Origin of the sequence: Bradyrhizobium sp. CCGB12 (genome assembly GCF_024199845.1) — a bacterium.
Classification (GTDB): Bacteria; Pseudomonadota; Alphaproteobacteria; order Rhizobiales; family Xanthobacteraceae; genus Bradyrhizobium.
This window is the reverse complement of record NZ_JANADO010000001.1, coordinates 2,138,532-2,161,366: the sequence shown is the minus strand read 5'-3', so window position 1 is coordinate 2,161,366 and position 22,835 is coordinate 2,138,532. Positions and strand designations below refer to the sequence as shown.

21 protein-coding genes are annotated in these 22,835 nt (G+C 64.7%); 14 read left to right on the top strand and 7 right to left on the bottom strand.

Annotated elements, in window-relative coordinates; translation table 11 throughout:
* Positions 1–19 precede the first annotated feature (19 nt).
* Positions 20–778 (bottom strand): M15 family metallopeptidase, encoded by a 759-nt coding sequence (locus NLM27_RS10410; RefSeq protein WP_254143226.1) that lies wholly within the window; start codon positions 776–778, stop codon positions 20–22.
* Positions 779–956: 178 nt separating this feature from the next.
* Here NLM27_RS10410 and NLM27_RS10405 point away from each other — a divergent pair, with 178 nt between their 5' ends.
* The 4 genes from NLM27_RS10405 to NLM27_RS10390 all read left to right on the top strand — a co-directional run bounded on the left by NLM27_RS10405 (position 957) and on the right by NLM27_RS10390 (position 5,212).
* Positions 957–1,904: an aspartate carbamoyltransferase catalytic subunit gene (locus NLM27_RS10405; RefSeq protein WP_008548449.1), complete on the top strand. Its 948-nt coding sequence runs from the start codon at positions 957–959 to the stop codon at positions 1,902–1,904.
* A gap of 5 nt (positions 1,905–1,909) precedes the next feature.
* Positions 1,910–3,211 (top strand): dihydroorotase, encoded by a 1,302-nt coding sequence (locus NLM27_RS10400; protein ID WP_254148789.1) that lies wholly within the window; start codon positions 1,910–1,912, stop codon positions 3,209–3,211.
* A gap of 47 nt (positions 3,212–3,258) precedes the next feature.
* Positions 3,259–3,855, top strand: coding sequence for a glycerol-3-phosphate 1-O-acyltransferase PlsY (gene plsY, locus NLM27_RS10395; RefSeq protein ID WP_254143225.1), 597 nt, complete (start codon positions 3,259–3,261; stop codon positions 3,853–3,855).
* Between the two features lie 148 nt (positions 3,856–4,003).
* Positions 4,004–5,212, top strand: coding sequence for a patatin-like phospholipase family protein (locus NLM27_RS10390; RefSeq protein WP_254143224.1), 1,209 nt, complete (start codon positions 4,004–4,006; stop codon positions 5,210–5,212).
* Here NLM27_RS10390 and NLM27_RS10385 read toward each other — a convergent pair.
* Entirely contained in the window at positions 5,204–6,448 is a 1,245-nt protein-coding gene (locus NLM27_RS10385) for an amidase (protein WP_254143223.1), read from the bottom strand. The genes NLM27_RS10390 and NLM27_RS10385 overlap by 9 nt on opposite strands.
* A 95-nt stretch (positions 6,449–6,543) precedes the next feature.
* On the opposite strand from NLM27_RS10385, the gene dprA reads away from it, so the two are divergent.
* Entirely contained in the window at positions 6,544–7,686 is a 1,143-nt protein-coding gene (gene dprA / locus NLM27_RS10380) for a DNA-processing protein DprA (RefSeq protein ID WP_254143222.1), read from the top strand.
* Here the strand turns inward: dprA and NLM27_RS10375 are convergent.
* Positions 7,683–8,129 (bottom strand): helix-turn-helix domain-containing protein, encoded by a 447-nt coding sequence (locus NLM27_RS10375; RefSeq protein WP_254143221.1) that lies wholly within the window; start codon positions 8,127–8,129, stop codon positions 7,683–7,685. The two genes, dprA and NLM27_RS10375, sit on opposite strands and share 4 nt — an antisense overlap.
* Positions 8,130–8,212: 83 nt before the next feature.
* Here NLM27_RS10375 and NLM27_RS10370 point away from each other — a divergent pair, with 83 nt between their 5' ends.
* On the top strand, positions 8,213–8,821 hold the full coding sequence (locus NLM27_RS10370; protein WP_254143220.1) for an FMN-dependent NADH-azoreductase: 609 nt from the start codon (positions 8,213–8,215) through the stop codon (positions 8,819–8,821).
* 66 nt (positions 8,822–8,887) lie between these two features.
* Here the strand turns inward: NLM27_RS10370 and NLM27_RS10365 are convergent, their stop codons facing one another.
* On the bottom strand, positions 8,888–9,661 hold the full coding sequence (locus tag NLM27_RS10365; protein ID WP_254143219.1) for an SDR family oxidoreductase: 774 nt from the start codon (positions 9,659–9,661) through the stop codon (positions 8,888–8,890).
* 121 nt (positions 9,662–9,782) lie between these two features.
* On the opposite strand from NLM27_RS10365, the gene NLM27_RS10360 reads away from it, so the two are divergent.
* Entirely contained in the window at positions 9,783–10,250 is a 468-nt protein-coding gene (locus NLM27_RS10360; protein ID WP_254143218.1) for a helix-turn-helix domain-containing protein, read from the top strand.
* A 64-nt stretch (positions 10,251–10,314) separates the two neighbouring features.
* Here NLM27_RS10360 and NLM27_RS10355 read toward each other — a convergent pair whose 3' ends face one another.
* Complete coding sequence (locus tag NLM27_RS10355) at positions 10,315–11,280, bottom strand: integrase core domain-containing protein (RefSeq protein WP_254142329.1); 966 nt, start codon at positions 11,278–11,280, stop codon at positions 10,315–10,317.
* 164 nt (positions 11,281–11,444) lie between these two features.
* Positions 11,445–11,588, bottom strand: a complete 144-nt coding sequence (locus NLM27_RS10350) for a hypothetical protein (protein ID WP_254143217.1) — start codon at positions 11,586–11,588, stop codon at positions 11,445–11,447.
* 324 nt (positions 11,589–11,912) lie between these two features.
* Here NLM27_RS10350 and topA point away from each other — a divergent pair, with 324 nt between their 5' ends.
* The 7 genes from topA to NLM27_RS10315 all read left to right on the top strand — a co-directional run bounded on the left by topA (position 11,913) and on the right by NLM27_RS10315 (position 21,884).
* Complete coding sequence (topA, locus tag NLM27_RS10345; protein ID WP_254143216.1) at positions 11,913–14,678, top strand: type I DNA topoisomerase; 2,766 nt, start codon at positions 11,913–11,915, stop codon at positions 14,676–14,678.
* Between the two features lie 7 nt (positions 14,679–14,685).
* Complete coding sequence (gene rnr, locus NLM27_RS10340) at positions 14,686–17,043, top strand: ribonuclease R (RefSeq protein ID WP_254143215.1); 2,358 nt, start codon at positions 14,686–14,688, stop codon at positions 17,041–17,043.
* Positions 17,037–17,477 (top strand): DUF983 domain-containing protein, encoded by a 441-nt coding sequence (locus NLM27_RS10335; protein ID WP_254143214.1) that lies wholly within the window; start codon positions 17,037–17,039, stop codon positions 17,475–17,477. The genes rnr and NLM27_RS10335 overlap by 7 nt, the downstream gene beginning before the upstream one ends.
* A gap of 32 nt (positions 17,478–17,509) precedes the next feature.
* A complete protein-coding gene (locus tag NLM27_RS10330) occupies positions 17,510–18,262 on the top strand; it encodes an NUDIX domain-containing protein (protein WP_254143213.1) in 753 nt (250 codons plus the stop codon).
* A 251-nt stretch (positions 18,263–18,513) separates the two neighbouring features.
* Entirely contained in the window at positions 18,514–19,839 is a 1,326-nt protein-coding gene (locus NLM27_RS10325) for an LLM class flavin-dependent oxidoreductase (protein WP_254143212.1), read from the top strand.
* Between the two features lie 124 nt (positions 19,840–19,963).
* Positions 19,964–20,131, top strand: coding sequence for a 50S ribosomal protein L33 (gene rpmG, locus NLM27_RS10320; RefSeq protein ID WP_007603295.1), 168 nt, complete (start codon positions 19,964–19,966; stop codon positions 20,129–20,131).
* Between the two features lie 514 nt (positions 20,132–20,645).
* Positions 20,646–21,884: an acyltransferase gene (locus NLM27_RS10315; protein ID WP_254143211.1), complete on the top strand. Its 1,239-nt coding sequence runs from the start codon at positions 20,646–20,648 to the stop codon at positions 21,882–21,884.
* Between the two features lie 50 nt (positions 21,885–21,934).
* On the opposite strand, the gene NLM27_RS10310 is transcribed toward NLM27_RS10315, so the two are convergent.
* Positions 21,935–22,834: an alpha/beta fold hydrolase gene (locus tag NLM27_RS10310; protein WP_254143210.1), complete on the bottom strand. Its 900-nt coding sequence runs from the start codon at positions 22,832–22,834 to the stop codon at positions 21,935–21,937.
* Position 22,835: the final 1 nt, after the last annotated feature.

Here is a 22,835-nt window from a genome sequence, read left to right as displayed (position 1 = left end):
TGCTTCCTCGGACCGGACCTTAGTTCCGCCGCGGCTGGATCGGGAAATCATAGGCCGCCCCTCCCGCCCCCGGCAAAGAAAAGTGCCACCACTCCTTCGAATAGTTCACAAAGCCTTGCCTGGCCATCGCAGCCACCAACCGCTTGCGCCAGCCGCGCTGCTCCGGATTGATCGATGGTGCAGCGGTATGCCCTTTCACGTCGGTACAGTCGTAGCCGGTGCCCATGTCGACGCTGCCTTCGGGCGCCCGCGCCTGGAACGGCGCCGTGCAATCGGCATAAGGTTTTGATGGATCATATTTGGCGGAATTGTCAGCCTTGAGATCGACCAGAGTGAGATCGAGCGCCGCCCCGGTCGAATGCTGCGAACGGCTCGCGATGTAGCCAAGCCGAAACAACTCGGTCTTCGGGATCTTTGGATTGTAGCGCCGCTCGGCCGCGGTCTCATGGCCGTTCTGCGACCACTTCACCATGTCGAGCGAGGCCCGCGCGGGCCGGTAGCAGTCGAACATCTTGAGCGAGAGATTTCGAGCCGCGAGCTCCGCCTGGACCGCCTTCAGCCGCAGCCCCACCTCGCGCTTCACCACGCATTCGCCGGCGCCGTAGCCGGCGAGCGGACGGCCGACGAAATTGTTCGAGGTGGCGTAGCGGATGTCCTGGATGATGCCGGGGTCGATGTCGCGCAGGTACACGAATCCGCCGGGGAGCGACTGGGCGTGGGCTGCGGAGACTGAGGCGATTGCTAAAAGTGCAATCAAAATTGGCTTCGCTATGTGCATTCGCTTTCCCCTGTCATTCCGGGGCGGCTCGGAGAGCCGAACCCGGAATCTCGAGATTCCGGGTTCGATGCTTCGCATCGCCCCGGAATGACGACAAGGAGACAGATCAGGGGATAACTCCCGCCCAACCGTTTGCCCCTTGCTCCCCCCGCCATCCGCCCCTATAGCTCTGCTTTTAATGACATCGAAATCGACCTTCGTCCTCGGCCACCGGCATTTGCTGGGCATCGAGGGCCTTTCCGCGGCCGACATCAGCGGCCTCCTCGACCTGTCCGAAGAATATGTCGAGCTCAACCGCCAGGTTGACAAGAAGCGAACCGTCCTGCGTGGACGGACGCAAGTGAACCTCTTCTTCGAGGCATCCACCCGGACCCAGTCCTCGTTCGAGCTCGCGGGAAAACGGCTCGGCGCCGACGTCATGAACATGTCGGTGTCCTCCTCCTCGATCCGCAAGGGCGAGACCCTGATCGACACCGCGGTGACGCTGAACGCGATGCACCCGGATATCCTTGTCGTGCGCCATCACGCCTCCGGCGCGGTGGAACTGCTGGCGCGCAAGGTTGACGGTTCCGTGATCAATGCCGGCGACGGCGCGCATGAGCATCCGACGCAGGCGCTGCTGGACGCGCTCACCATCCGCCGCAACAAGGGCCGGATCGAAGGCCTCGTGGTCGCGATCTGCGGCGACGTGCTACATTCGCGCGTGGCCCGCTCGAACATCATCCTGCTCAACACCATGGGCGCCCGCGTCCGCGTCGTCGGGCCCTCCACGCTCTTGCCGCCCGGCATCGAGCGGATGGGTGTCGAGGTCGCGCGCGACATGCGCGAGGGCCTGGAGGGCGCCGACATCGTGATGATGCTGCGGCTCCAGCGCGAGCGCATGAACGGCTCCTTCGTGCCCTCGTCATCGGAATACTTCCATTATTTCGGGCTCGACCAGAAGAAGCTCGCCTACGCCAAGCCGGATGCCCTCGTGATGCATCCCGGCCCCATGAATCGCGGCGTGGAGATCGACTCGATCGTGGCCGACGGCGCACAGTCCCTGATCCGCGAACAGGTGGAGATGGGCGTCGCGGTACGCATGGCCGTGCTCGAAGCGCTCGCCCGTAACCTGCCGAACGCGTGATGCCGATGCTGACCGACCGCCGCCCCATCCTGCTCGCCAATGCCCGCGTCGTCGATCCCTCCAGGGATTTCGACGGCCTCGGCGACGTCCTGATCGCCGACGGCGCCATCCGCGAGACCCGCCGCGGCATCGGCGCGGCCGGCGTCCCCGAGGGCACCGACATCGTCAACTGCTCCGGCAAGATCGTGGCGCCGGGCCTGATCGACATGCGCGCCTTCGTCGGCGAGCCCGGCCTGAGCCATCGCGAGACCTTTGCGTCGGCGAGCCAGGCCGCCGCCACCGGCGGCATCACCACCATCATCTGCCAGCCCGATACTTCTCCGGTTATCGATAACTCGGCGACGGTCGACTTCGTGATGCGCCGCGCCCGCGACACCGCGATCGTCAACATCCAGCCGATGGCGGCCCTGACCAAGGGCATGCTCGGCGAGGAGATGACCGAGTTCGGCCTGTTGAAAGCCGCCGGCGCGGTCGCCTTCAGCGATGGCGACAGGAGCGTAACCAACGCCCAGGTGATGCGCCGCGCGCTGACCTACGGCCGGGACTTCGACGCGCTGATCGTGCATCACACCGAGGACCCCAATCTGGTCGGCGAAGGCGTGATGAACGAGGGCGAGTTCGCGACCCGGCTCGGCCTGATGGGCATCCCGAATGCCGCCGAGGCCGTCATGCTGGAGCGCGATCTGCGCCTGGTCGCGCTCACCGGCGGCCGCTATCACGCGGCCTCGCTGACCTGCATCGATTCCCTCGACATCCTTCAGCGTGCCCGCGACGCCGGCCTCGCCGTCAGCGCCTCGGTCTCGATCAACCATCTGGCGCTGAACGAGAACGACATCGGCCCCTACCGTTCGTTCCTGAAGCTGTCGCCGCCGCTGCGGACCGAGGACGACCGCCGCGCGCTGGTGGCGGCGCTCGCCTCCGGCCTTCTCGACGTCATCATGTCCGACCACAATCCGCAGGACGTCGAGGTCAAGCGCCTACCGTTCGCGGAAGCAGCACCCGGCGCGGTGGGACTCGAGACCATGCTGCCGGCGGGCCTCCGGCTGGTGCATAATGGCGAAATGGAACTGAAGACGCTGATCAGCGCGATGTCGACCCGCCCGGCCGAGTTGCTTGGGCTGCCCGGCGGAACCCTGCGCGCCGGGAGCCCGGCCGACGTCATCGTGATCGACCCCGACACGCCCTGGGTGGTCGATCCCGCCGATCTCAAATCGCCCTGCAAGAACACCCCGTTTGACGAGGCGCGCTTTACAGGCCGCGTGGTGCGCACCATTGTCGGCGGTCGGACGGTCTATGAGCATGTCTGACGAGCAAGGTCGGTCGACATGGAGATCCAGCCTGCGGAGATGCCGCCATGGGGCTTGAAGCATTCCTGCCGGTGGCCTTCGTCATCGGCTACCTCCTCGGCTCGATTCCGTTCGGGCTGGTCCTGACCAAGCTCGCCGGCACGCAGGATATCCGCTCAATCGGCTCCGGCAGCATCGGCGCCACCAATGTGCTGCGCACGGGACGCAAGAGCCTTGCCGCGGGCACCCTGCTGCTCGACGCGCTCAAGGGCACCGTGGCCGTGGTGATCGCCGGCTACATCGCAGGACCCAATGCCGCCATGCTGGCCGGCCTCGGCGCCTTCCTCGGCCATCTCTTCCCGGTTTGGCTGAAATTCAAGGGGGGCAAGGGCGTCGCCGTCTATATCGGCATCCTGCTCGGCCTGTTCTGGCCAGGCGCGGTCGTGTTCTGCCTGATCTGGCTGGCGACCGCCTTCACCACCCGCTATTCCTCGCTTTCCGCGCTGGTGGCGGCGTTCATCACGCCGATGTTCCTGTGGTGGTTCGGGCACCTCGCATTGTCCGCACTGGCAGCAGTGCTGACGCTTCTGCTGTTCTACGCGCACCGAGAGAACATCAAGCGCTTGCAAGCGGGCCGCGAAAGCCGGATCGGCGAGAAGGCTTGAGGCCGGGCATCTACGGATACCGAAGCGGTCCCTCCACATTATATCCCAAATCCTGTTCGCAACTGACGGCCGAATCACGGTTGTGTTGGCGAGCGGATTCCGGACCTGTCATCCTGACAGCGGAGATGGCGTTACGCGGTTGCTCAGAATGAGCGAGAAGATTGTCGGCGTGCATGATGGGGTTGGTTCGCTGGGCGCAGTGCGCACGGCGGCAAGCCGGCTGCTCGCGACGACCGAGATCTGGTCCGATGCGCCCTCGCCCCCTCCCACGCCAGCGCCTCTTCCTGTTATGCCGCCAGCGCCGCAGCCCGATCCGGTCGCGCAAGCACCTGTGACGGTCGAGGTCGTGACCACGGCCGCGCCCGTTACGCCCCAGCAGGTGCACGCCAGCCAATGGCCGCCACGAAGATTGTCGCTGGCGCTCCAAGGCGGCGGCACCTTTGCCGCCTTCAGCTGGGGCGTGCTGGAGCGGCTGCTGGAAGAGCCTGACATCGCGATCGACACCGTCAGCGGCGCCAGCGCGGGCGCGATCAATGCGCTGCTGCTCGCTTGCGGTCTTGCCGAGGGCGGCCGCGAAGGTGCCCGGTCGCGGCTGAACCGGTTCTGGCTCCGGCTGATGCACGAGGCCTCGTTCCGCTCGCTGATGCTGATCGGCGGCTTTTCGCCGGCGGGAAGCTCGGTCGCATTCGGCCCGACGCTGCGCTCCGGCCAGTTCGATCCGTTCGATCTTGACCCGCTACGGCAGGCGCTGTCGCGCGACATCGATTTTGCCTCCTTGCGCAACGCGAGGTGTCCGAAGCTGCTGATCGCGGCGACGCGGATCCGCGACGGCCAGCAACAGATCTTCCGCAACGACGCCATCACCGCCGATGTCGCGCTGGCCTCGACCTGTCCGCCGCTGGTGCACTGCGCCGTCGAGATCGACGGCGAAGCCTATTGGGACGGCGGCTTTGGCGGCAATCCGCCGCTGCTGCGACTGGCGCAGGAAACGACGACCGCCGATGTCCTGCTCGTCCAGCTCACGCCGGCCCGCGACAGCTACGTGCCGATCACGCTCGCCGCGATCGACCGCCGGCTCGACCAGATCGCGGCCAATGCCGCCCTCAATGCCGAGATCGCGGCCATCGAATGGGCACAGGCTCATGCCGCGCCGTCGCTGCGGCTCTCCAGGATCGCGGCCGAAGACTTCGTCGATGGGCTGGCACAGCGCTCATCCACCGATCTCGGCCGCGGCTTCATTCGCACGCTGCACCGGAGTGGCCGCGAGGCCGCCGAGCGCTGGCTCGGGCAAGGCGCGAACGGCAACGCGCCCGCGCGCGCCCAACAGGTGTCTCGCGCCGAACCCGCGCTAGCCTGATTTCGCCAACGCCTCCTCGAGGAACCACGCCGCCGAAAGTGCGAGCGGATCATTGCCGAAGCGCGCGATCACCTGCACGCCGATCGGCAGGCCATTGGCCTTCAGCACCGGAACGTTGACGCAAGGATTGCCCATCAGCGTCCACAGCCGGTTGTAGCGGGGATCGCCGGTGGTCGCGAGCTCCTTGGCCGGCGCCGTACCCGGCGCGGAATAGGTCAGGAGCACGTCGATGCCTTCGAACAATTCGCCGAGCTCGCGGCGGCCGCGACGGCTGATCCGGCGCGCCTCGTCATATTCCCTGGGCGTCAGCCCCGCCGTCGCGTCGAGACTGGCGCGCAGCATCGGCGCGATCTCGTCGTGGCGTTCCGAAAACTCCCAGGCCAGCGCGCGATGCGCCTCGAAATCCTGGACGATCGGATGGATGCGCCAGGCCTCCTGCACCGCCGCCGGCAGATCGATGATCTGCACGCTGGCGCCGGCCTTTTCAGCGGCCTTGATCGCGGCTTGCAGTCCCTCTTCCGCCGCCGGCTCGACGGTGCCTGCGAATTCCTGCCTGACCACGCCGATGCGCGGCGCTTTCGCTGCGACGATGCCGGAGAATTCGCTGCGGCCGGTCATCGCGAGAAGCCCGCGCGCGAGATCTTCCGCCCGCGCGCCGAACAGGCCGACCGTGTCGAGCGCCCATGAGTAGCATTTGACGCCGACCGTCGGCAGCATCCGGAATGACGGTTTGATCGCGGCCGTCCCGCAATAGGCCGCAGGCCGGATCACCGAGCCGCCGGTCTGCGTGCCCAGCGCCAACGGGATCATGCCGGCGCCGACGGCTGCCGCCGACCCCGACGACGAGCCGCCCGGCGAATGACCAAGGTTGTGCGGATTGAGCGTCGGGGTCGGATCGCGCGAGGCGAACGCCGTGGTCGTAGTCTTGCCGATGATGGTGGCCCCTGCCCGCTTCAGCATCATCACGACCGGTGCGTCCGAGCGCGGCTGCCAGCCGCGGTAGATCTCGGAGCCCATCTCGGTCGGCATGTTGGCGGTGTCGATGATGTCCTTGATGCCGACGGCGATACCGCGCAGCGGGCCGGAGCCTTGCGCTCTCGCCGACTTGTCGTGGCGGACGAAGGCATGGACGTCCTTCTCCTTCGCCTCGATCGCCGCGTGCGACTGCGCGATGGCGGCATCGGGCGACAACTCGCCCGCTTCGATGCGGCGCTGGAGGTCAGCAAGTGAGATCATGGCAACACCCTTCTTATTTATTGAGGTCGCTTTTAGCATCGGGGTGTGGTCGCGCAAGCACACGTCGCTGTTGCGCAACGCCCTCAGGTTGTTCCATGCTGCTCCCGCAAGGAGACGCCGTGGACGCCATCAACCCCAGCGTGGAGCTGACCGAGTCTGACAGGATCGACCGCCTGCGCCTGATCCGCTCCGACAATGTAGGGCCGCGCACCTTCCGCTCGCTGGTCGATCATTTCGGCAGCGCGCGTGCCGCGCTGGAGCGGCTGCCGGATCTGGCACGCCGCGGCGGCGCAGCGCGGTCGGGGCGCATCTGCAGCGCCGATGAGGCGAAGGCCGAACTCGCCGCGAGCCGCAGATTTGGCATTGCCTGGCTTGCGCCCGGCGAGGACGGCTATCCGGCGCGGCTCGCAATGATCGATGACGCGCCGCCGCTGCTCGCCGTGCGCGGCGACACGAAAACCTTGATGCGGCCGATGATCGCGATCGTCGGCTCGCGCAATGCCTCCGGCGCCGGACTGAAGTTTGCCGGTCAGCTCGCGCGCGAGCTCGGCGAAGCCGGCTTTGTCGTCATCTCCGGCCTCGCCCGCGGCGTCGACCAGGCCGCGCATCGCGCCAGCGTCGAAAGCGGCACGATTGCCGTGCTCGCCGGCGGACATGATTGCATCTATCCGCCCGAGCATGGCGATCTGCTCACATCGATCCTCGATCACGAAGGCGCTGCGATCTCCGAGATGCCGCTCGGCCATGAGCCGCGCGCCCGCGACTTCCCCCGCCGCAACCGGCTGATCTCCGGCGCCTCGCTCGGCGTGGTCGTGGTCGAGGCGGCGCACCGCTCGGGCTCGCTGATCACCGCGCGCATGGCGGCCGAACAGGGCCGCGAGGTGTTCGCGGTGCCGGGCTCGCCGCTCGATCCGCGCGCCGCCGGGGCCAACGATCTGATCAAGCAGGGCGCGACGCTTGTTACGGAGGCTGCCGACATCGTCAATGCGGTCCAGCCGATCATGGAGCGGCCGCTGATGCATCCGGCTGAAGAGCCCGACAGCGAGCCGTTCGAGAGCGATCCGCAACGCCACGACCGCGACCAGATCACCGGCCTGCTCGGCCCGGCGCCGATTTCAATAGACGATCTCGTGCGGATGTCCGGCGCCTCGCCCGCGATCGTGCGCACCGTGCTGCTGGAGCTCGAACTCGCCGGAAAGCTCGAGCGTCACGGCGGCGGCTTGGTGTCTTTGCTCTAGGTCTCGTTGCGCTCGTCGAACCGCGACCGCGCCGTCGCGATCTGCGTCTGGTGTCTGATCGCCCACTCTCCGAGCGCTTTGACTGGCTGCTGGAGACCGCGGCCGAGATCAGTCAGCTCATAATCGACCCGCGGGGGAATAGTGGGAAAGATCGTGCGCGTGACGAGGCCGTCGCGCTCCAGCCCGCGCAGCGTCAGGGTCAGCATCCGCTGCGAGATGCCGTTGATCATGCGCTTCAGCTCGTTGAAGCGCTTCGGTCCGTCGCTCAGCATCATGATGACGAACACGCTCCATTTGTCGCCGACGCGGGACAGCACGGAGGCGACCCCGCGACAGTCCGCATGGTTCGGATCCGGCATCGGATCGGGTCTCGCATCCGACCCCGGATTTGGCCTCGGCGGCGCAGGCAAATCGGTGTTCGCAGGTTTCAAAGATGTGCCCATGGCTCAAAAAAGTGCGTTCTTGCGGGGATTTCAACAGTCACTCATGTAGCTCTGGTTACAAACTTATACCAGGGTGACCCCAAATGAAACTTCTTCATCTCGACTCCAGCGTCCTCGGCCCCCACTCCGTCAGCCGGCAGGTCTCGGCGGCTATCGTCGACCGGTTCCGGCAGGCAACCCCCGCGCTCGACATCACCTATCGCGACCTGACCCAGACCCCGCTCGCCCATCTCTCCGGCTCGCATCTGGCCGCTGCGCAAGGCGCGCCGGCGCCAGCGGAACTCGCACCCGACCTCGCCGCGAGCGCGGCTGCGCTGGACGAGTTCCTGGCCGCCGACATCGTCGTGATCGGCGCGCCCATGTACAATTTCACCATTCCGAGCCAGCTCAAGGCCTGGATCGACCGCATCCTCGTTGCGGGCAAGACGTTCAGCTATGGGGCGAATGGACCGCAAGGCCTTGCCGGCGGCAAGCGGGTGATCGTGGCCATCTCGCGCGGCGGTTATTACGGCGCCGAGACGCCATACGCGGCCGGCGAACACCTCGAAACCTATCTGCGCTGGGTGTTCGGCTTCATGGGTATCACCAGCGTCGAATTCATCCCGGCCGACGGCATCCAGGTCGGGCCGGAGCACCGCGAAAAGGCGATTGCCGGCGCGCTCCAGTCGGCAACCAGCCTGCGCGCGGCGTAGGGCTCGGCACGGCCGAGCCCTCGGGCGCAACGCGAATGTTGCGCCCGCCCAGGTTCGCTTGAGCGATCAGCCGCGGTAGATCGGCGCGCCGCTTGGAGAGGCGACCGCACCGCCATCCACGAAGATCTCCTGACCCTGCACATGCGCGGAATCATCGGAGGCGAGGAACAACACGGTCTTCGACACGTGATCCGTTTCACCGATGCGGCCGAGCGGTGTCGACAGAGCGATCCGTTTCTCGAACGCCTTCTCGGCCTCGGGCGTTGCGACCGCAGGTCCCCAGATCGGCGTGCGGATCGCGCCGGGCGCGACCACGTTGACGCGGATGCCGCGCGGCGACAGCTCCGAGGCCATGATCCGCGCCATCGCGCGCACGCCGGCCTTGGCGGCGCCGTAAGCGGAGTAACCGGGAATGCCGAGCACTGAGATCACCGAGCCGTTGAGGATGATCGAGGCATTGTCGTTGAGATGAGGCAGCGCGGCCTGAACGGTGAAGAATACGCCGGTGAGGTTGGTGCTGATCACCTTCTCGAAGACATCAAGCGTCGCCGATCCCAGCGGCGTGCCGCCGGCGATGCCGGCATTGGCAAAGACGATGTCGAACTTGCCGAACTTTTCCGCGCCTTTCTTGATCGCAGCCTCCGTTGCGGCGATGTCGGTCGCGTCGGCGGCGAGCGCGAGGGCGTTCGGCCCGAGCTCTTTCGCGGCCGCTTCCAGCGTTTCCCTGTTGCGGCCGGTGATCACCACCTTGGCGCCCTCGGCCACGAACAGTTTTGCGGTCGCAAGCCCGATGCCGCTGTTGCCGCCGGTGATCAGGGCCGTCTTGTTCTTCAGTCTCACGCTCGCCTCCAGTAGTTGCATGATGAAACTATGTTGCCATCTAGGGCATATGGTTTTATGATGCAACCACACAAGCGCGTGATCGGCCCCAGAATCGGGCGAACGCGACAGGACCGGAACGATGGTGAAAAGAACGAGCTTCGAGGGCGATTCCTGCCCGATCGCAAGATCGCTGGACGCGATCGGCGACTGGTGGTCGCTGCTGATCATCCGCGAGGCATTGTTCGGCCTGCGCCGCTTCGGCGAGTTTCAGGGCAAGCTCGGCATGGCCAAGAATATCTTGTCGGCCCGCCTGCGCGCGCTGGTCGATCACGGCATCTTGGCAACCGCCCCCGCCTCCGACGGCAGCGCCTATTCTGAATATGTGCTGACGCCGAAGGGCCGCGGCACCTTCCCGATCCTGGTGGCGCTGCGGCAGTGGAGCGAGGAGTTCGACGATCGTCCCGAAGAAATCGCGACCATTCTGGTGGATCGCGAGAAAGGCCGCCCGGTGAAGAAGCTGGAAATGCGCGCCGAGGATGGCCGCCTGCTCAGCCCCGCGGATACCATGCTGAAACCGCGGCCGGCACGACGACGACAGTCGGCGTGATGGCGCCCAACTGCCGCGACACCGTCATTGCTGTGCAAGTTCACTAATTCGCTGATCGAATGGTTTAGGTCTGGGCCTCGGCAAATTCCTTCGGTGTCTTGCCGCCGAGGGCCTGATGGGGCCTGAAGTTATTGTAGTAGATCACGTACTCGAACAGCTCGTTGGCGAAGTGGTCTAGGTTATCGAAGGTTGCGCCTTCGATGACGTCGTCGTCCAGGGTTCGCCAGAAGCGTTCGACCTTGCCGTTGGTCTGCGGCCGGTAGGGTCTGGTGTAGCGATGCTTGATGCCGAGCTCGATCAGCATGGCCTCGAAGGGATGCTCTTCAGGCGTGTTGCGGGATGCGAACTCCGCGCCGTTGTCGGACAGGATCTCGGCAAACTGGATCCCATAGGTGACGTTGAGCGTGTTGATCATCTTCAAGGTCTTAAACATGACCGGCAGGGCCTTTTTTGAAGTCAGCACCTCGGCCCAGGCCAGGCGCGAGCAACTGTCGACCAGGCTGACGATAAAGGCGGGGCTTGAGGGGGGCGCCAGGAACATGTCGCGGGACAGCTGGTGCAGGTCGACATGGCCGAGCTCGCCGATCTTGTCCTTGATAATACGACGTTTCTCCTCGCGCATCGTCGGGGTGCGGCGGTTGAGCTGATTGCGTTTGAAGACCCGGTAGATGGTCGAGAGCGACGGTACCGTATCTCGCCGTTCGCGCAAGGCAGCGTGGACCTCGTACCGGTTCATGCCGCGCGTTCGGCAAGCAACGATCTCCGCCTCGATGCCTTGCGGCTCGCGGCGCTCGCGCCACTTCGGTCCGCGGCGTTGCGGCAACAGGTCAGCCTCCGCGCCGCTCCGCAGGTAGCGGTTGTAGTACTTCCGGAAGGTCTGCGAGCAGGTGCCGTGGTGCTTGTAGAAGTCTCCCACCCGGCGGAACGTCGCCGACCGCCCGGCCTTCACCTCCTCATACTCGGCGATCAGGAACCGCCACTTCTGAAGATAATTCCGCTCAATCGTCCGGTCGAAGCTGTTGTCGCGCATCGGATCCTCCACGCTGGGAACGGATTCGATCAGCGAATTAGTGAACTTGCACAATTGCGAGCGCAGCGAAGCAATCCAGAGTCTTTCCGCGGAGGGATTCTGGATTGCTTCGCTGCGCTCGCAATGACGACGTTGATGCAGAGCGCTTATTGACCCAGCGCCCCTCACGACAGCTTGCGCCTGGTCCGCAGCCTCAGATGCTCGTCGGCCTCGAGCTGCGTCATGCCCAAGAGATAATGCAACACGTCCAGCTTGTGGCGCTCCGCGAGCTTGCGCAGGGCGGCCGTCTGCTCGGCAATGAAGGCCACCGCCTCATCCGCCCCCCCTTCCCCCGGTTCCTCGCTGCGCGAGCCCCCCGGCGCGCCCGTTGCGGCGCGCGCTCGTTTCTTTCCTGGCTTCGTCACCAGACCCAACCCCGAATCCATGCCCCGCAGAAACATTACGCCGACATCGGCCGCAACTCCAAGGTGGTATTCTGCAACTTTCTCGATATGAAACTTTTCCCATCTTGGCGGCTTTCAACATCCCTCGATTTGACAGGAACGGCCTCACCACCCATGTTCGGATCGAAACGGCCGACCCGAGTCCTTTCGTTTTCGGCCAAAGATTTTCCCGTAAGTTACTGGAACTACATGAATATCGTCATTGTGGAGTCGCCGGCGAAAGCCAAGACGATCAACAAATATCTGGGCTCGTCCTACGAGGTCCTGGCTTCATTCGGCCATGTCCGCGACCTTCCCGCCAAGAACGGCTCCGTCGATCCGGACGCGAATTTCAAGATGATCTGGGAGGTCGACCCCAAGGCGGCCGGCCGGCTCAACGATATCGCCAAATCCCTGAAGAGCGCCGACCGCCTGATTCTGGCGACCGACCCTGATCGCGAGGGCGAGGCCATCTCCTGGCACGTGCTGGAGGTGATGAAAGAGAAGCGCGCGCTGAAGGATCAGAAGATCGAGCGCGTGGTGTTCAACGCCATCACCAAGCAGGCCGTCACGGACGCGATGAAGCATCCGCGCCAGATCGACGGCGCGCTGGTCGATGCTTACATGGCCCGCCGCGCACTGGATTATCTGGTCGGCTTCACCCTCTCCCCCGTGCTGTGGCGCAAGCTGCCGGGCGCCCGCTCGGCCGGCCGCGTGCAGTCGGTGGCGCTGCGTCTCGTCTGCGACCGCGAGCTCGAGATCGAGAAGTTCGTGCCGCGCGAATACTGGTCGCTGATCGCGACCCTGTTGACGCCGCGCGGCGATGCATTCGAGGCCCGCCTTGTCGGCGCCGACGGCAAGAAGATCCAGCGGCTCGATGTCGGCAGCGGCGCAGAAGCGGAAGACTTCAAGAAGGCGCTGGAAGCCGCCGCCTACGCCGTCACCGCGGTCGACGCCAAGCCGGCCCGGCGCAATCCGCAGGCGCCCTTCACCACCTCGACCTTGCAGCAGGAAGCCAGCCGCAAATATGGTTTTGCGCCGGCGCATACGATGCGCATTGCGCAGCGCCTCTATGAAGGCATCGACATCGGCGGCGAGACCACCGGGCTCATTACTTATATGCGTACCGACGGCGTGCAGATCGCCCCCGAAGCGATCACCCAGGCGCGCAAGGTGATCGGCGAGGATTACGGCAACGCCTACGTGCCGGATGCCCCGCGCCAGTACCAGGCCAAGGCCAAGAACGCCCAGGAAGCGCACGAAGCGATCCGCCCGACCGATATGTCGCGCCGCCCCGACAACATGAGCCGCAAGCTCGATGCCGACCAGGCCCGGCTCTATGAGCTGATCTGGAAGCGCACCATTGCAAGCCAGATGGAATCGGCCGAGCTGGAACGCACCACCGTCGACATCACCGCGAAGGCCGGCGGCCGTACGCTGGAGCTTCGTGCCACCGGACAGGTCGTCAAGTTCGATGGCTTCCTCGCGCTGTATCAGGAAGGCCGCGACGACGAGGAGGACGAGGATTCCCGCCGCCTGCCGGCGATGAGCTCGGGCGACGCGTTGAAGCGGCAGTCGCTCGCCGTCACCCAGCATTTCACCGAACCGCCGCCGCGTTTCTCGGAAGCGTCGCTCGTCAAGCGCATGGAAGAGCTCGGCATCGGCCGGCCCTCGACCTATGCCTCGATCCTTCAGGTCCTCAAGGACCGCGGCTACGTCAAGCTGGAGAAGAAGCGCCTGCACGGCGAGGACAAGGGCCGCGTCGTGGTCGCCTTCCTCGAAAGCTTTTTTGCCCGCTACGTCGAGTACGACTTCACGGCGAGCCTCGAAGAGCAGCTCGATCGCATCTCCAACAACGAGATTTCCTGGCAGCAGGTGCTGAAGGATTTCTGGACCGGCTTCATCGGTGCCGTCGACGACATCAAGGAGTTGCGCGTCGCGCAGGTGCTGGACGTGCTCGACGACATGCTGGGCCAGCACATCTATCCGCCGCGCGCGGATGGCGGCGATATCAGGCAGTGCCCGAGCTGCGGCAACGGCCGGCTCAACCTGAAGGCCGGCAAGTTCGGCGCCTTCGTCGGCTGCTCGAACTATCCGGAATGCCGCTACACCCGCCAGCTCGCCGCCGATGGCGAGGCGACCGCCGACCGTTCGCTCGGCCAGGATCCCGATACGGGTCGCGATGTCTGGGTCAAGGCCGGCCGCTTCGGCCCCTACATCCAGCTCGGCGAGCCCAAGGACTATGAGGAAGGCGAGAAGCCGAAGCGCGCGGGCATTCCGAAGGGCACCTCGCCTGGGGATGTCGATCTCGAGCTTGCGCTGAAGCTCCTCTCGCTGCCGCGTGAGATCGGCAAGCATCCGGAAACTGGCCAGCCCATCACGGCCGGTCTCGGCCGCTTCGGGCCGTTCGTGAAGCACGAGAAGACCTATGCCAGCCTCGAGGCCGGCGACGAAGTCTTCGACATCGGCCTCAACCGCGCCGTGACGCTGATCGCCGAGAAGGTCGCGAAGGGGCCGAGCCGCCGCTTTGGCGCCGATCCCGGCAAGGCAATCGGCGATCATCCGACGCTCGGTACCGTCACTGTGAAGAGCGGCCGCTACGGCGCCTACGTCACGGCCGGCGGCGTCAACGCGACGATCCCGGCCGAGTTCGAGAAGGACGCCATCACGCTGCCCCAGGCGGTCGCGCTGATCGACGAGCGCGCGGCGAAAGGCGGCGGCAAAACCAAGGCGAAGAAGGCGGCAAAGCCGGCCAAGGCCAAGAAGGCTGCGGCGAAGGCCGCCGATGGCGAGGACGCCGCGCCAAAACCGAAGAAACCGGCCGCGAAGAAAGCCGCGGCCAAATCGAAAACTGAATCAACCAGCAAGGCGCGCGCCGCCGTATCGTCGACCGCCAAGACTTCTGCCACGAAGCCGTCGCCGACCAAGGCCGCCGCCACCAAGGCTCCGGCCAAGAAGAGTGCCGGCAAGAATTAGAGGTTAAGTGAAACGTAAGAATGACCATGGCTTTCCCGATCGGAATGCCATCGTCGCCTTCATCAAGGCAAATCATGGAAAGGTCGGGACCCGCGAAATTGCGCGCGAGTTCGGCCTGAAGAACGCCGATCGCGTCGAGCTCAAGCGCATGCTGCGCGAGCTCGCCGACGACGGCATCATCAAGAGAAAGCGCCACAAGGTTTCCGAGCCCGACAGTCTGCCGACGACGCTGGTCGCCGACATCTCCGGCCGCGACGCCGACGGCGAACTGATCGCCTCTCCCACCGAATGGGACGAGGTCGAAAGCGGCGAGCCGCCAAGAATCCTCATCGTCATGCCGCGCCGGCCAAAGCCCGGCACCGCAGCCGGAATCGGCGATCGCGCGCTGCTGCGCGTCGAGCGCTCGGACGAGAACGAAGGTCCGGCCTATCGCGGCCATATCATCAAGGTCTTCGACAAGACGAAAAGCCGCATCCTCGGCGTCTTCCGCAGCCTGCCGGAAGGCGGCGGACGGCTCGTCCCTGTCGACAAGAAGGCTGCCGACCGCGAGCTGAACATCGCCGCGGCCGACACGCAGGGCGCCCAGGACGGCGACCTCGTCAGCGTCGACATCGTCCGCACGCGCAGCTTTGGGCTGGCCTCCGGCCGGGTCAAGGAGAAGCTCGGCTCGGTCAAGTCGGAGAAGGCGATCAGCCTGATCGCGATCTACGCGCACGACATCCCCCTGCAATTCCGGCCCGCGGCAGAGCACGAAGCCGAAGCGGCAGAGCCGGCCAATCTTAAGGGCCGCGAAGACTGGCGCGACGTCCCGCTCGTCACCATCGATCCACCGGACGCGAAAGATCACGACGACGCTGTACACGCGCAGCCCGACCCCGATCCGAACAACAAGGGCGGCTTCATTGTCGACGTCGCCATTGCGGATGTGAGCTTCTACGTCCGACCAGGCACCGCGCTTGACCGCGACGCGCTCGATCGCGGCAATTCGGTCTATTTCCCCGACCGCGTCGTGCCGATGCTGCCAGAGCGCATCTCCAACAATCTGTGCTCGCTGGTGCCGGGTGAGCCGCGCGGCGCGCTCGCGGTGCGGATGATCATTGCACCTGACGGCCGCAAGCGTTCGCACAGTTTTCATCGCATCCTGATGCGCTCAGCGGCGAAGCTGAGCTATGCGCAGGCGCAGGCCGCGATCGACGGCCGGCCAGACGACACCACCGGCCCCCTGCTCGATCCGATCCTGAGGCCACTCTATGCGGCCTATGCCTGCGTCAAGCGCGCGCGCGACGAGCGCGATCCGCTCAATCTCGACCTGCCCGAGCGAAAGATCCTCTTGAAGAGCGACGGCACGGTCGATCGCGTCATCGTCCCCGACAGACTTGACGCGCACAAGCTGATCGAGGAGTTCATGATCCTCGCCAACGTCGCCGCAGCGGAGATGCTGGAGAAGAAATCGCTGCCGCTGATCTACCGCGTGCATGACGAGCCGACGCTGGAGAAGGTCCACGCGCTCCAGGAATTCCTGAAGACGCTCGACGTCCCCTTCGCCAAATCGGGCGCGCTGCGCCCCGCTTTGTTCAACCGCGTGCTGGCCCAGCTCGAAGGCCACGACCACTTCCCGCTGGTCAGCGAGGTGGTGCTCCGCGCCCAGGCGCAGGCCGAATATTCCTCGGAGAACTACGGTCATTTCGGCCTGAATTTGCGCCGCTACGCGCATTTCACCTCGCCGATCCGCCGCTATGCCGACCTCGTCGTGCACCGCGCGCTGGTCCGCGCACTCGGCCTCGGCGAAGGCGCCCTGCCCGACAGCGAGACGCCGGAAAGCCTCGGCGAGGTCGCAGCCCACATCTCGGTGACCGAACGTCGCGCGATGAAGGCAGAGCGCGAGACCGTCGACCGCCTGATCGCGCATCACCTAGCCGACCGTATCGGCTCGACTTTCCAGGGCCGAGTCTCCGGCGTCACGCGCGCCGGGCTGTTCGTCAAGCTGAGCGAGACTGGCGCCGACGGATTGATCCCGATCCGATCCCTCGGCACGGAATATTTCAACTATGACGAGGGCCGCCACGCGCTGGTCGGCTCGCGCAGTGGCGCCATGTATCAGCTGGGCGACGTCGTGGACGTCCGCTTGATCGAAGCCGCGCCTATCGCGGGCGCGCTGCGCTTCGAGCTGCTGTCGTCCTCCAGCGAGACCGCGCCACGCGACCGCAGGCAACCGGGTCCGCAACGCCGTCCCTCGTTCAAGGCGCATCCCGGCCGCAGTCCGGACAGAAAACGCAAGCCGCCGAAGCCGAAACCCGGCAAGCCGAAGAAGGGCAAGGGAAAGAACAAAGGAAAAGGCGGGGGTCAGAAGGGCAAGGCATGGTGACGATGAGCACGGCCCCAAAGATCTGGACGCGCGAGACCGGCCTCGTCGAAAAGCGCGACGTCTGGGCTGCGATGAAGCGCGGCTTTCGCGGCCGGTGCCCGCGCTGCGGCGAAGGAAAACTGTTCCGCGCCTTCCTGAAGACAGCGGACAATTGCGCCGAATGCGGCCTCGACTTCACCCCGCACCGCGCCGACGATCTGCCCGCCTATCTCGTGATCGTCATCGTCGGCCACATCGTGGTGCCCGCCATCCTCTGGATCGAGACCAACTACACGACGCCGGTCTGGCTCAGCTTCGTGGCCTATCTGCCGTTCACCTTCGTCGCCTCGCTCGCGCTATTGCAGCCTGTGAAGGGAGCTGTGGTCGGCTTGCAATGGGCTCTGCGCATGCACGGGTTTGACGAGAACCCTCCCGATGGTATTCCGCCTGTGTAAGCAAAATAAGCAAAAGCGGTTTGGGTGAGGACATGACGGATATTTCGCCGGCGGAGGAGAAGGCCAAAGTTCACGAGGAGAAGGAAGCCGACCACCATCCCTATTTTCGCCCGAGGGATGCGGCGACCCTGATCCTGGTCGATCGCAGCGGCACCATTCCGAAAGTGCTGGTCGGCAAGCGCCACGACAAGGTGGTGTTCATGCCCGGAAAATTCGTCTTTCCCGGCGGCCGGGTCGACAAGGCCGATTATCGCGTGCCCTGCGCCGCGCCCATCACTGCGGAGTTAGAGGCCAATCTCGCCAAGGGCAGCCCGAAGACGCCGGCCTCGCGCGCAAAATCGCTCGCCGTTGCCGCTATCCGCGAGGCCTGTGAGGAGACGGGTCTCTGCCTCGGCCGCACAGCGGAGGGCAAGACGCCGAAGCTCGACGGTCCCTGGAAACCGTTCGCGGATGCCGGCCTCCTGCCCGATCCCTCCGGCCTGTTCCTGATCGCCCGTGCCATCACGCCGCCCGGCCGCGTCAAGCGCTTCGACACGCGCTTCTTCACCGCGGATGCCTCCGCAATCACCCACCGCGTCGATGGCGTGATCCACGCCGATGCCGAGCTGGTCGAGCTGGTCTGGGTCGAACTCGGCTCAAAGCCGCTCGCCGATCTGCATCCGATGACGCGCAACGTGCTCAACGAGCTCGACACGCGCCTTGCCACCGGCCCGCTCCGCCACGATGCGCCGGTGCCGTTCTTCCATTTCTACGGCGGCAAGATGCAGAAGGATATTTTGGGCTGAGTCGTCATTCCCAGGGGCGACTCTCTCCTCTGGTCATTCCGGGGCGCGCGCAGCGCGAGCCCGGAATCCATGCATCCACCGTCTCTGCGGCTCGATGGATTCCGGGCTCGCGCCGAGAGGCGCGCCCCGGAATGACGCGAATTTGCTGAGCGCACAGCGAAAAACAAAAAATTCTTCCCGCCTCCGCCAATGGCGGAGTTCCCCAGCATGCCTATGTCTTCCCGAGCGTCACCAAGAACGGACACCGGGCGATGGCACAACGGCAACTCAAGCTTGGCGCGTTCATGCGCCCGATCAGCATCCACACCGGCGCCTGGCGCTATCCCGGGGCCTGGCCCGACGCCAATTTCAATTTCGGTCACATCAAGCAGCTGATCCAAAAGCTCGAGGCCGGCAAGTTCGACGCCTTCTTCATGGCCGATCACCTCGCCGTCCTCAACATGCCGATCAATGCGCTCAAGCGCAGCCACACCGTGACCTCGTTCGAGCCGTTCACGCTGCTGTCGGCGCTCTCGGCGGTCACCGAGCGCATCGGCCTGATCGCGACTGGCTCGACCACGTTCGATGAGCCCTATCACGTCGCGCGCCGCTTTGCCTCGCTCGACCATCTCAGTGGCGGCCGTGCGGGCTGGAACATCGTCACCACCTCGAACCCGGACGCGGCGCTGAATTTCGGCCTCGACGACCACATGGAGCATGCCGAGCGCTACAAGCGCGCCCGCGAGTTCTACGACGTCGTCACCGGCTTGTGGGATTCCTTCGCCGACGACGCCTTCGTGCGCGACGTCGAGAGCGGCCTGTTCTTCGATCCCTCGAAAATGCACACGCTCGACCACAACGGCAAATATCTGAGGGTGCGCGGTCCCCTCAACATCGCCCGCCCGGTGCAGGGCTGGCCGGTGATCGTGCAGGCCGGCGCCTCGGAAGACGGCCGGCAGCTTGCGGCGGAAACGGCGGAAGCCGTGTTCACCGGCGGCGGCAGCCTCGTCGACGGACAAAAGCTCTATGCCGACATCAAGGGCCGGATGGAGAAGGTCGGCCGCGATCCTGAACACCTCAAGATCCTCCCCGGCGCCTTCGTCGTGGTCGGCGATAGCGTCGATGAAGCCAGGGAGAAGCGCGCCCTGCTCGACAGCCGCGTGCACTACGACAGCGCCATCGCCTCGCTCTCCGTCATCCTCGGCACCGACGCCTCCGGCTTCGATCCTGACGGCCCCCTCCCGGACATCCCCGAGACCAATGCCAGCAAGAGCGGCCGCCAGCGCATGGTCGATCTCGCCGCCCGCGAAAAGCTCACCGTGCGCCAGCTCGCCCAGCGCGTCGGCGGCTATGGCGGGCTCGCCTTCGTCGGCACGCCCAAGACCATCGCTGACCAGATGGAGGAATGGCTGGTCGGGCGCGGCTCGGACGGCTTCAACATCATGTTCCCGTTCCTGCCCGCCGGCCTCGACGATTTCGTCGACAAGGTGGTCCCGGAGCTCCAAAAGCGCGGGATTTTCCGCAAAGAGTATGAAGGGCCCACTTTGAGGGAGAATCTGGGCCTGCCGCGGCCTAAAAACCGCTTCTTCGAGGACTAATGGGCCCGATTTGAGTGGTTTCGCCGCCCTAAAACCTTGACATCAGGCGGTTTCTGGCTACGTTGCCGGCCAACGCGGGCCGTTTGGCCGGCTCCAGATTCCCCAATTTTCTGAGGTTCAGAACATGGCCAAAGCGGTCACCATCAAGGTCAAGCTCGTGTCCTCGGCCGACACCGGCTTCTACTACGTCGCCAAGAAGAATTCGCGCACCATGACCGACAAGCTGGTCAAGAAGAAGTACGACCCGGTCGCGCGCAAGCACGTCGAATTCCGCGAAGCCAAGATCAAGTAAGATCGGCTTAAGCGTCGAAGAGTTTTGCGGGGCCCTTTCGGGCCCCGTTTTATTTTGGCCCCGTGGCCCGGAGCGCAACAGCGCGCAACACCGACGCGCCACTCTTTCTCCCCGCCGTCATTGCGAGGAGCTCTCGCGACGAAGCAATCCAGAGTCGTTCCGCAGAGGTACTCTGGATTGCTTCGCTGCGTTCCCAATGACGGAGTGTGGATGAGAGTACTAGCACCTCTCGCGTCTCTGACGCGCTGCTGCGCCAGGCGGCGCGCAGCATCGTACGGAAACGCCGCTGCGCAGAGCCGGACCTACTGTCCGGCTTGGACGCATGGGCCTCGGCTCTGCAGCGCACCATCGCACCAGACGATGCTTCGCATCGCCGGAGTGACGCTGCATTGCGTCCGGGGCCTGAGAGCTGAATCAGCCGCGCCCCCTGACGCGAGTGTGACCCACATCGCAGAGCGCCATGGACGGATTCAATATCTCCAGCGGGATCGTTGCATGAATTTGGTTCATTGCCGTGAAAAGCCATTTGCCCTTGCTGGATCCGCTGCGCTTCGCCGCCGCTCTCGGAGTAGCCATTTTTCACCAGATGTTCTGGTCCTGGGCCTGGGTTTCGATCGGCGTCCCGGGTTTCGAGCGCTACGTCGCCGCCGATGTGATCTACCCGTCCGCCGCGCCCTTCACATGGTTCGGCTGGGTCGGCGTCGAAATATTCTTTGTCATCTCCGGTTTCGTCATCGCGAATTCGGCGATCAACTCCTCGCCGGGCGAATTTCTTCTGAGTCGCGCACTCAGGCTTTATCCGGCGGTCTGGGTTTGCGCCACCGCGACCTTCCTCGTTCTGCTTCTCTTCGGAAGTGGACCGGCATCCGAAATCATCCTGCCCTACATTCACGCCATGCTGATGGTCCCCAAGGGCGTCACGGGTCAATGGCTTGACGAGGTCTATTGGACGCTGGCCGCCGAAACGGCGTTCTATGGGCTCGTGTTCTGCGCGATGCTGACGAAGAGGATCACCCTGCGCCACCTGGCCTGGGGCCTCACCATCTACAGCGCAATCTTCAATGCCGTCGCGCTGCTGGTGCTGTCATGCACGACGCCATCCGACCTGCCCTATCTCGTTATCCTGATGTTTCGGGTGCCGTGCGCAGCGTTTCTGCTGACGCATGGCTGCTTCTTTGCGCTGGGGATCTGGCTGTTCATTTCCGCCAACAGAGAATTGACAACGCTCGAACAGGTCGCAATTGCCGTCACCTTTCTTTCGGGGGTCGCCGAAATCTATTTCTTTGCCTCGTTCTTCCTGACGTCGATATCCGCCATTGCGGATCAATCAGCCCTTGTGCCGATCATGGTCTGGGCCGCCGCGGTGCTCCTCATTGCCCGTGCCGCGAACCGAAGCAGGCGCTCTGCGGGCATCGCATCTGCTGAAGCGCCAGCCTATTTGAGAACGCTCGGGCTGATCACCTACCCGCTCTATCTCACCCACAACGTCATCGGCACGGCGATCATTCGTGCGCTGGTCGATACAGGCCTCGACGCCACCTCCGCCGTATGGGTCGCGCTGGGCATGCTCGTCCTCGTCTGCTGGTTCATTTGCACGAAGATCGAGCCCGCCGTCAGGCGCGCGCTGGTGCAAAGCCTCGCGCATTTCGGAAAGCTGCCGAAGAGGCAGCCGGCATCGCGCCGCCCGGCGTTGGCTCGGGGGCTGCGCCTTCCGCTATCGGTCTCGGCAAAGGTGAACGTCGCGGCGTCCTAGCTCTGACAAGCGTCTGCTTGTCCTTCTACACCAACCGCAGCCACACCTTGCTAGTGGCTCGCGATGAAAGCAAGCACAGCCTCGTCATAGGCGTGAGGAGCTTCTCCTGGAACCGTGTGAGATGAGCCGGGAATTGTGACCCGGGTTCGTTGAGGCAGACATCGTTCCAGTTCGTCCACGATGCGATGGAAGAACTCCGGGCTACGTTCACCATTCGTCACAAGCGTCGGGGCCGAAATGCGCTTTGCCATATCGCAGGTGAACACCGGACGCGGGCGGGTCGTTATCGCATCCGCAACTGCCGACAACGCGTTATCCGACATCATCTTGCGGTCGCTCTCGGAACGCCGATCGTAGGTGCGGGGTCCGCCAATTGCCTCTGCAAAAAGCCGCAGCCCTGCATCGATATCGTCCTTTTGGAATGCTTCCCGCGCGGAAGAAAACCTGACACCCCATTGCTTCAAGACGTCGGCACCGCCGGGCGCTCCGGCGAGCAACGCTGCGGCAGGAGGCTCGTTGATGACGAGCGATCTTACCATCTCTGGGTGGTTGGCTGCGAAAAACAGCGCGGCATGGGCACCGGAGGAGTGCGCGACAATGTGTGCGCGCTTGACGCCAAGCTCGGTCAGGATGGCGGCCAAATTCTCGCCATGGACATCTGCCGCACCGTCAGGCAGGCCGTTCTTGCTCGTTGCATTCGGAAAATGATTCTGCCGGCTATAGGCGATGACCCGGTAGTTTTTGGCGAGCACCGAAAGATGCTGATGCCAAAAACGGTGATCCTGAAGTCCGCCGTGCACCAAAACGGCGGGATCGCCTTGTCCAGCTTCGACATAGGCGAACTGCGCGCCGTTGACACTGACCTGCTTGACGTCAGCTCCCAAAGCCGGCGCCAAATGTAGTGGATAGAGAATGACGCCGGCTATCAGGGCTTTGATTGCGAAGTGCATG

Bases quoted from the DNA above. Each gene is read 5' to 3' on its own strand.
- NLM27_RS10410 (WP_254143226.1), bottom strand. From the start codon at position 778: ATGCACATAGCGAAGCCAATTTTGATTGCACTTTTAGCAATCGCCTCA.
- NLM27_RS10405 (WP_008548449.1), top strand. From the start codon at position 957: ATGACATCGAAATCGACCTTCGTCCTCGGCCACCGGCATTTGCTGGGC.
- NLM27_RS10400 (WP_254148789.1), top strand. From the start codon at position 1,910: ATGCTGACCGACCGCCGCCCCATCCTGCTCGCCAATGCCCGCGTCGTC.
- plsY (WP_254143225.1), top strand. From the start codon at position 3,259: ATGGGGCTTGAAGCATTCCTGCCGGTGGCCTTCGTCATCGGCTACCTC.
- NLM27_RS10390 (WP_254143224.1), top strand. From the start codon at position 4,004: ATGAGCGAGAAGATTGTCGGCGTGCATGATGGGGTTGGTTCGCTGGGC.
- NLM27_RS10385 (WP_254143223.1), bottom strand. From the start codon at position 6,448: ATGATCTCACTTGCTGACCTCCAGCGCCGCATCGAAGCGGGCGAGTTG.
- dprA (WP_254143222.1), top strand. From the start codon at position 6,544: ATGCTGCTCCCGCAAGGAGACGCCGTGGACGCCATCAACCCCAGCGTG.
- NLM27_RS10375 (WP_254143221.1), bottom strand. From the start codon at position 8,129: ATGGGCACATCTTTGAAACCTGCGAACACCGATTTGCCTGCGCCGCCG.
- NLM27_RS10370 (WP_254143220.1), top strand. From the start codon at position 8,213: ATGAAACTTCTTCATCTCGACTCCAGCGTCCTCGGCCCCCACTCCGTC.
- NLM27_RS10360 (WP_254143218.1), top strand. From the start codon at position 9,783: ATGGTGAAAAGAACGAGCTTCGAGGGCGATTCCTGCCCGATCGCAAGA.
- NLM27_RS10355 (WP_254142329.1), bottom strand. From the start codon at position 11,280: ATGCGCGACAACAGCTTCGACCGGACGATTGAGCGGAATTATCTTCAG.
- topA (WP_254143216.1), top strand. From the start codon at position 11,913: ATGAATATCGTCATTGTGGAGTCGCCGGCGAAAGCCAAGACGATCAAC.
- NLM27_RS10335 (WP_254143214.1), top strand. From the start codon at position 17,037: ATGGTGACGATGAGCACGGCCCCAAAGATCTGGACGCGCGAGACCGGC.
- NLM27_RS10330 (WP_254143213.1), top strand. From the start codon at position 17,510: ATGACGGATATTTCGCCGGCGGAGGAGAAGGCCAAAGTTCACGAGGAG.
- NLM27_RS10325 (WP_254143212.1), top strand. From the start codon at position 18,514: ATGGCACAACGGCAACTCAAGCTTGGCGCGTTCATGCGCCCGATCAGC.
- rpmG (WP_007603295.1), top strand. From the start codon at position 19,964: ATGGCCAAAGCGGTCACCATCAAGGTCAAGCTCGTGTCCTCGGCCGAC.
- NLM27_RS10310 (WP_254143210.1), bottom strand. From the start codon at position 22,834: ATGCACTTCGCAATCAAAGCCCTGATAGCCGGCGTCATTCTCTATCCA.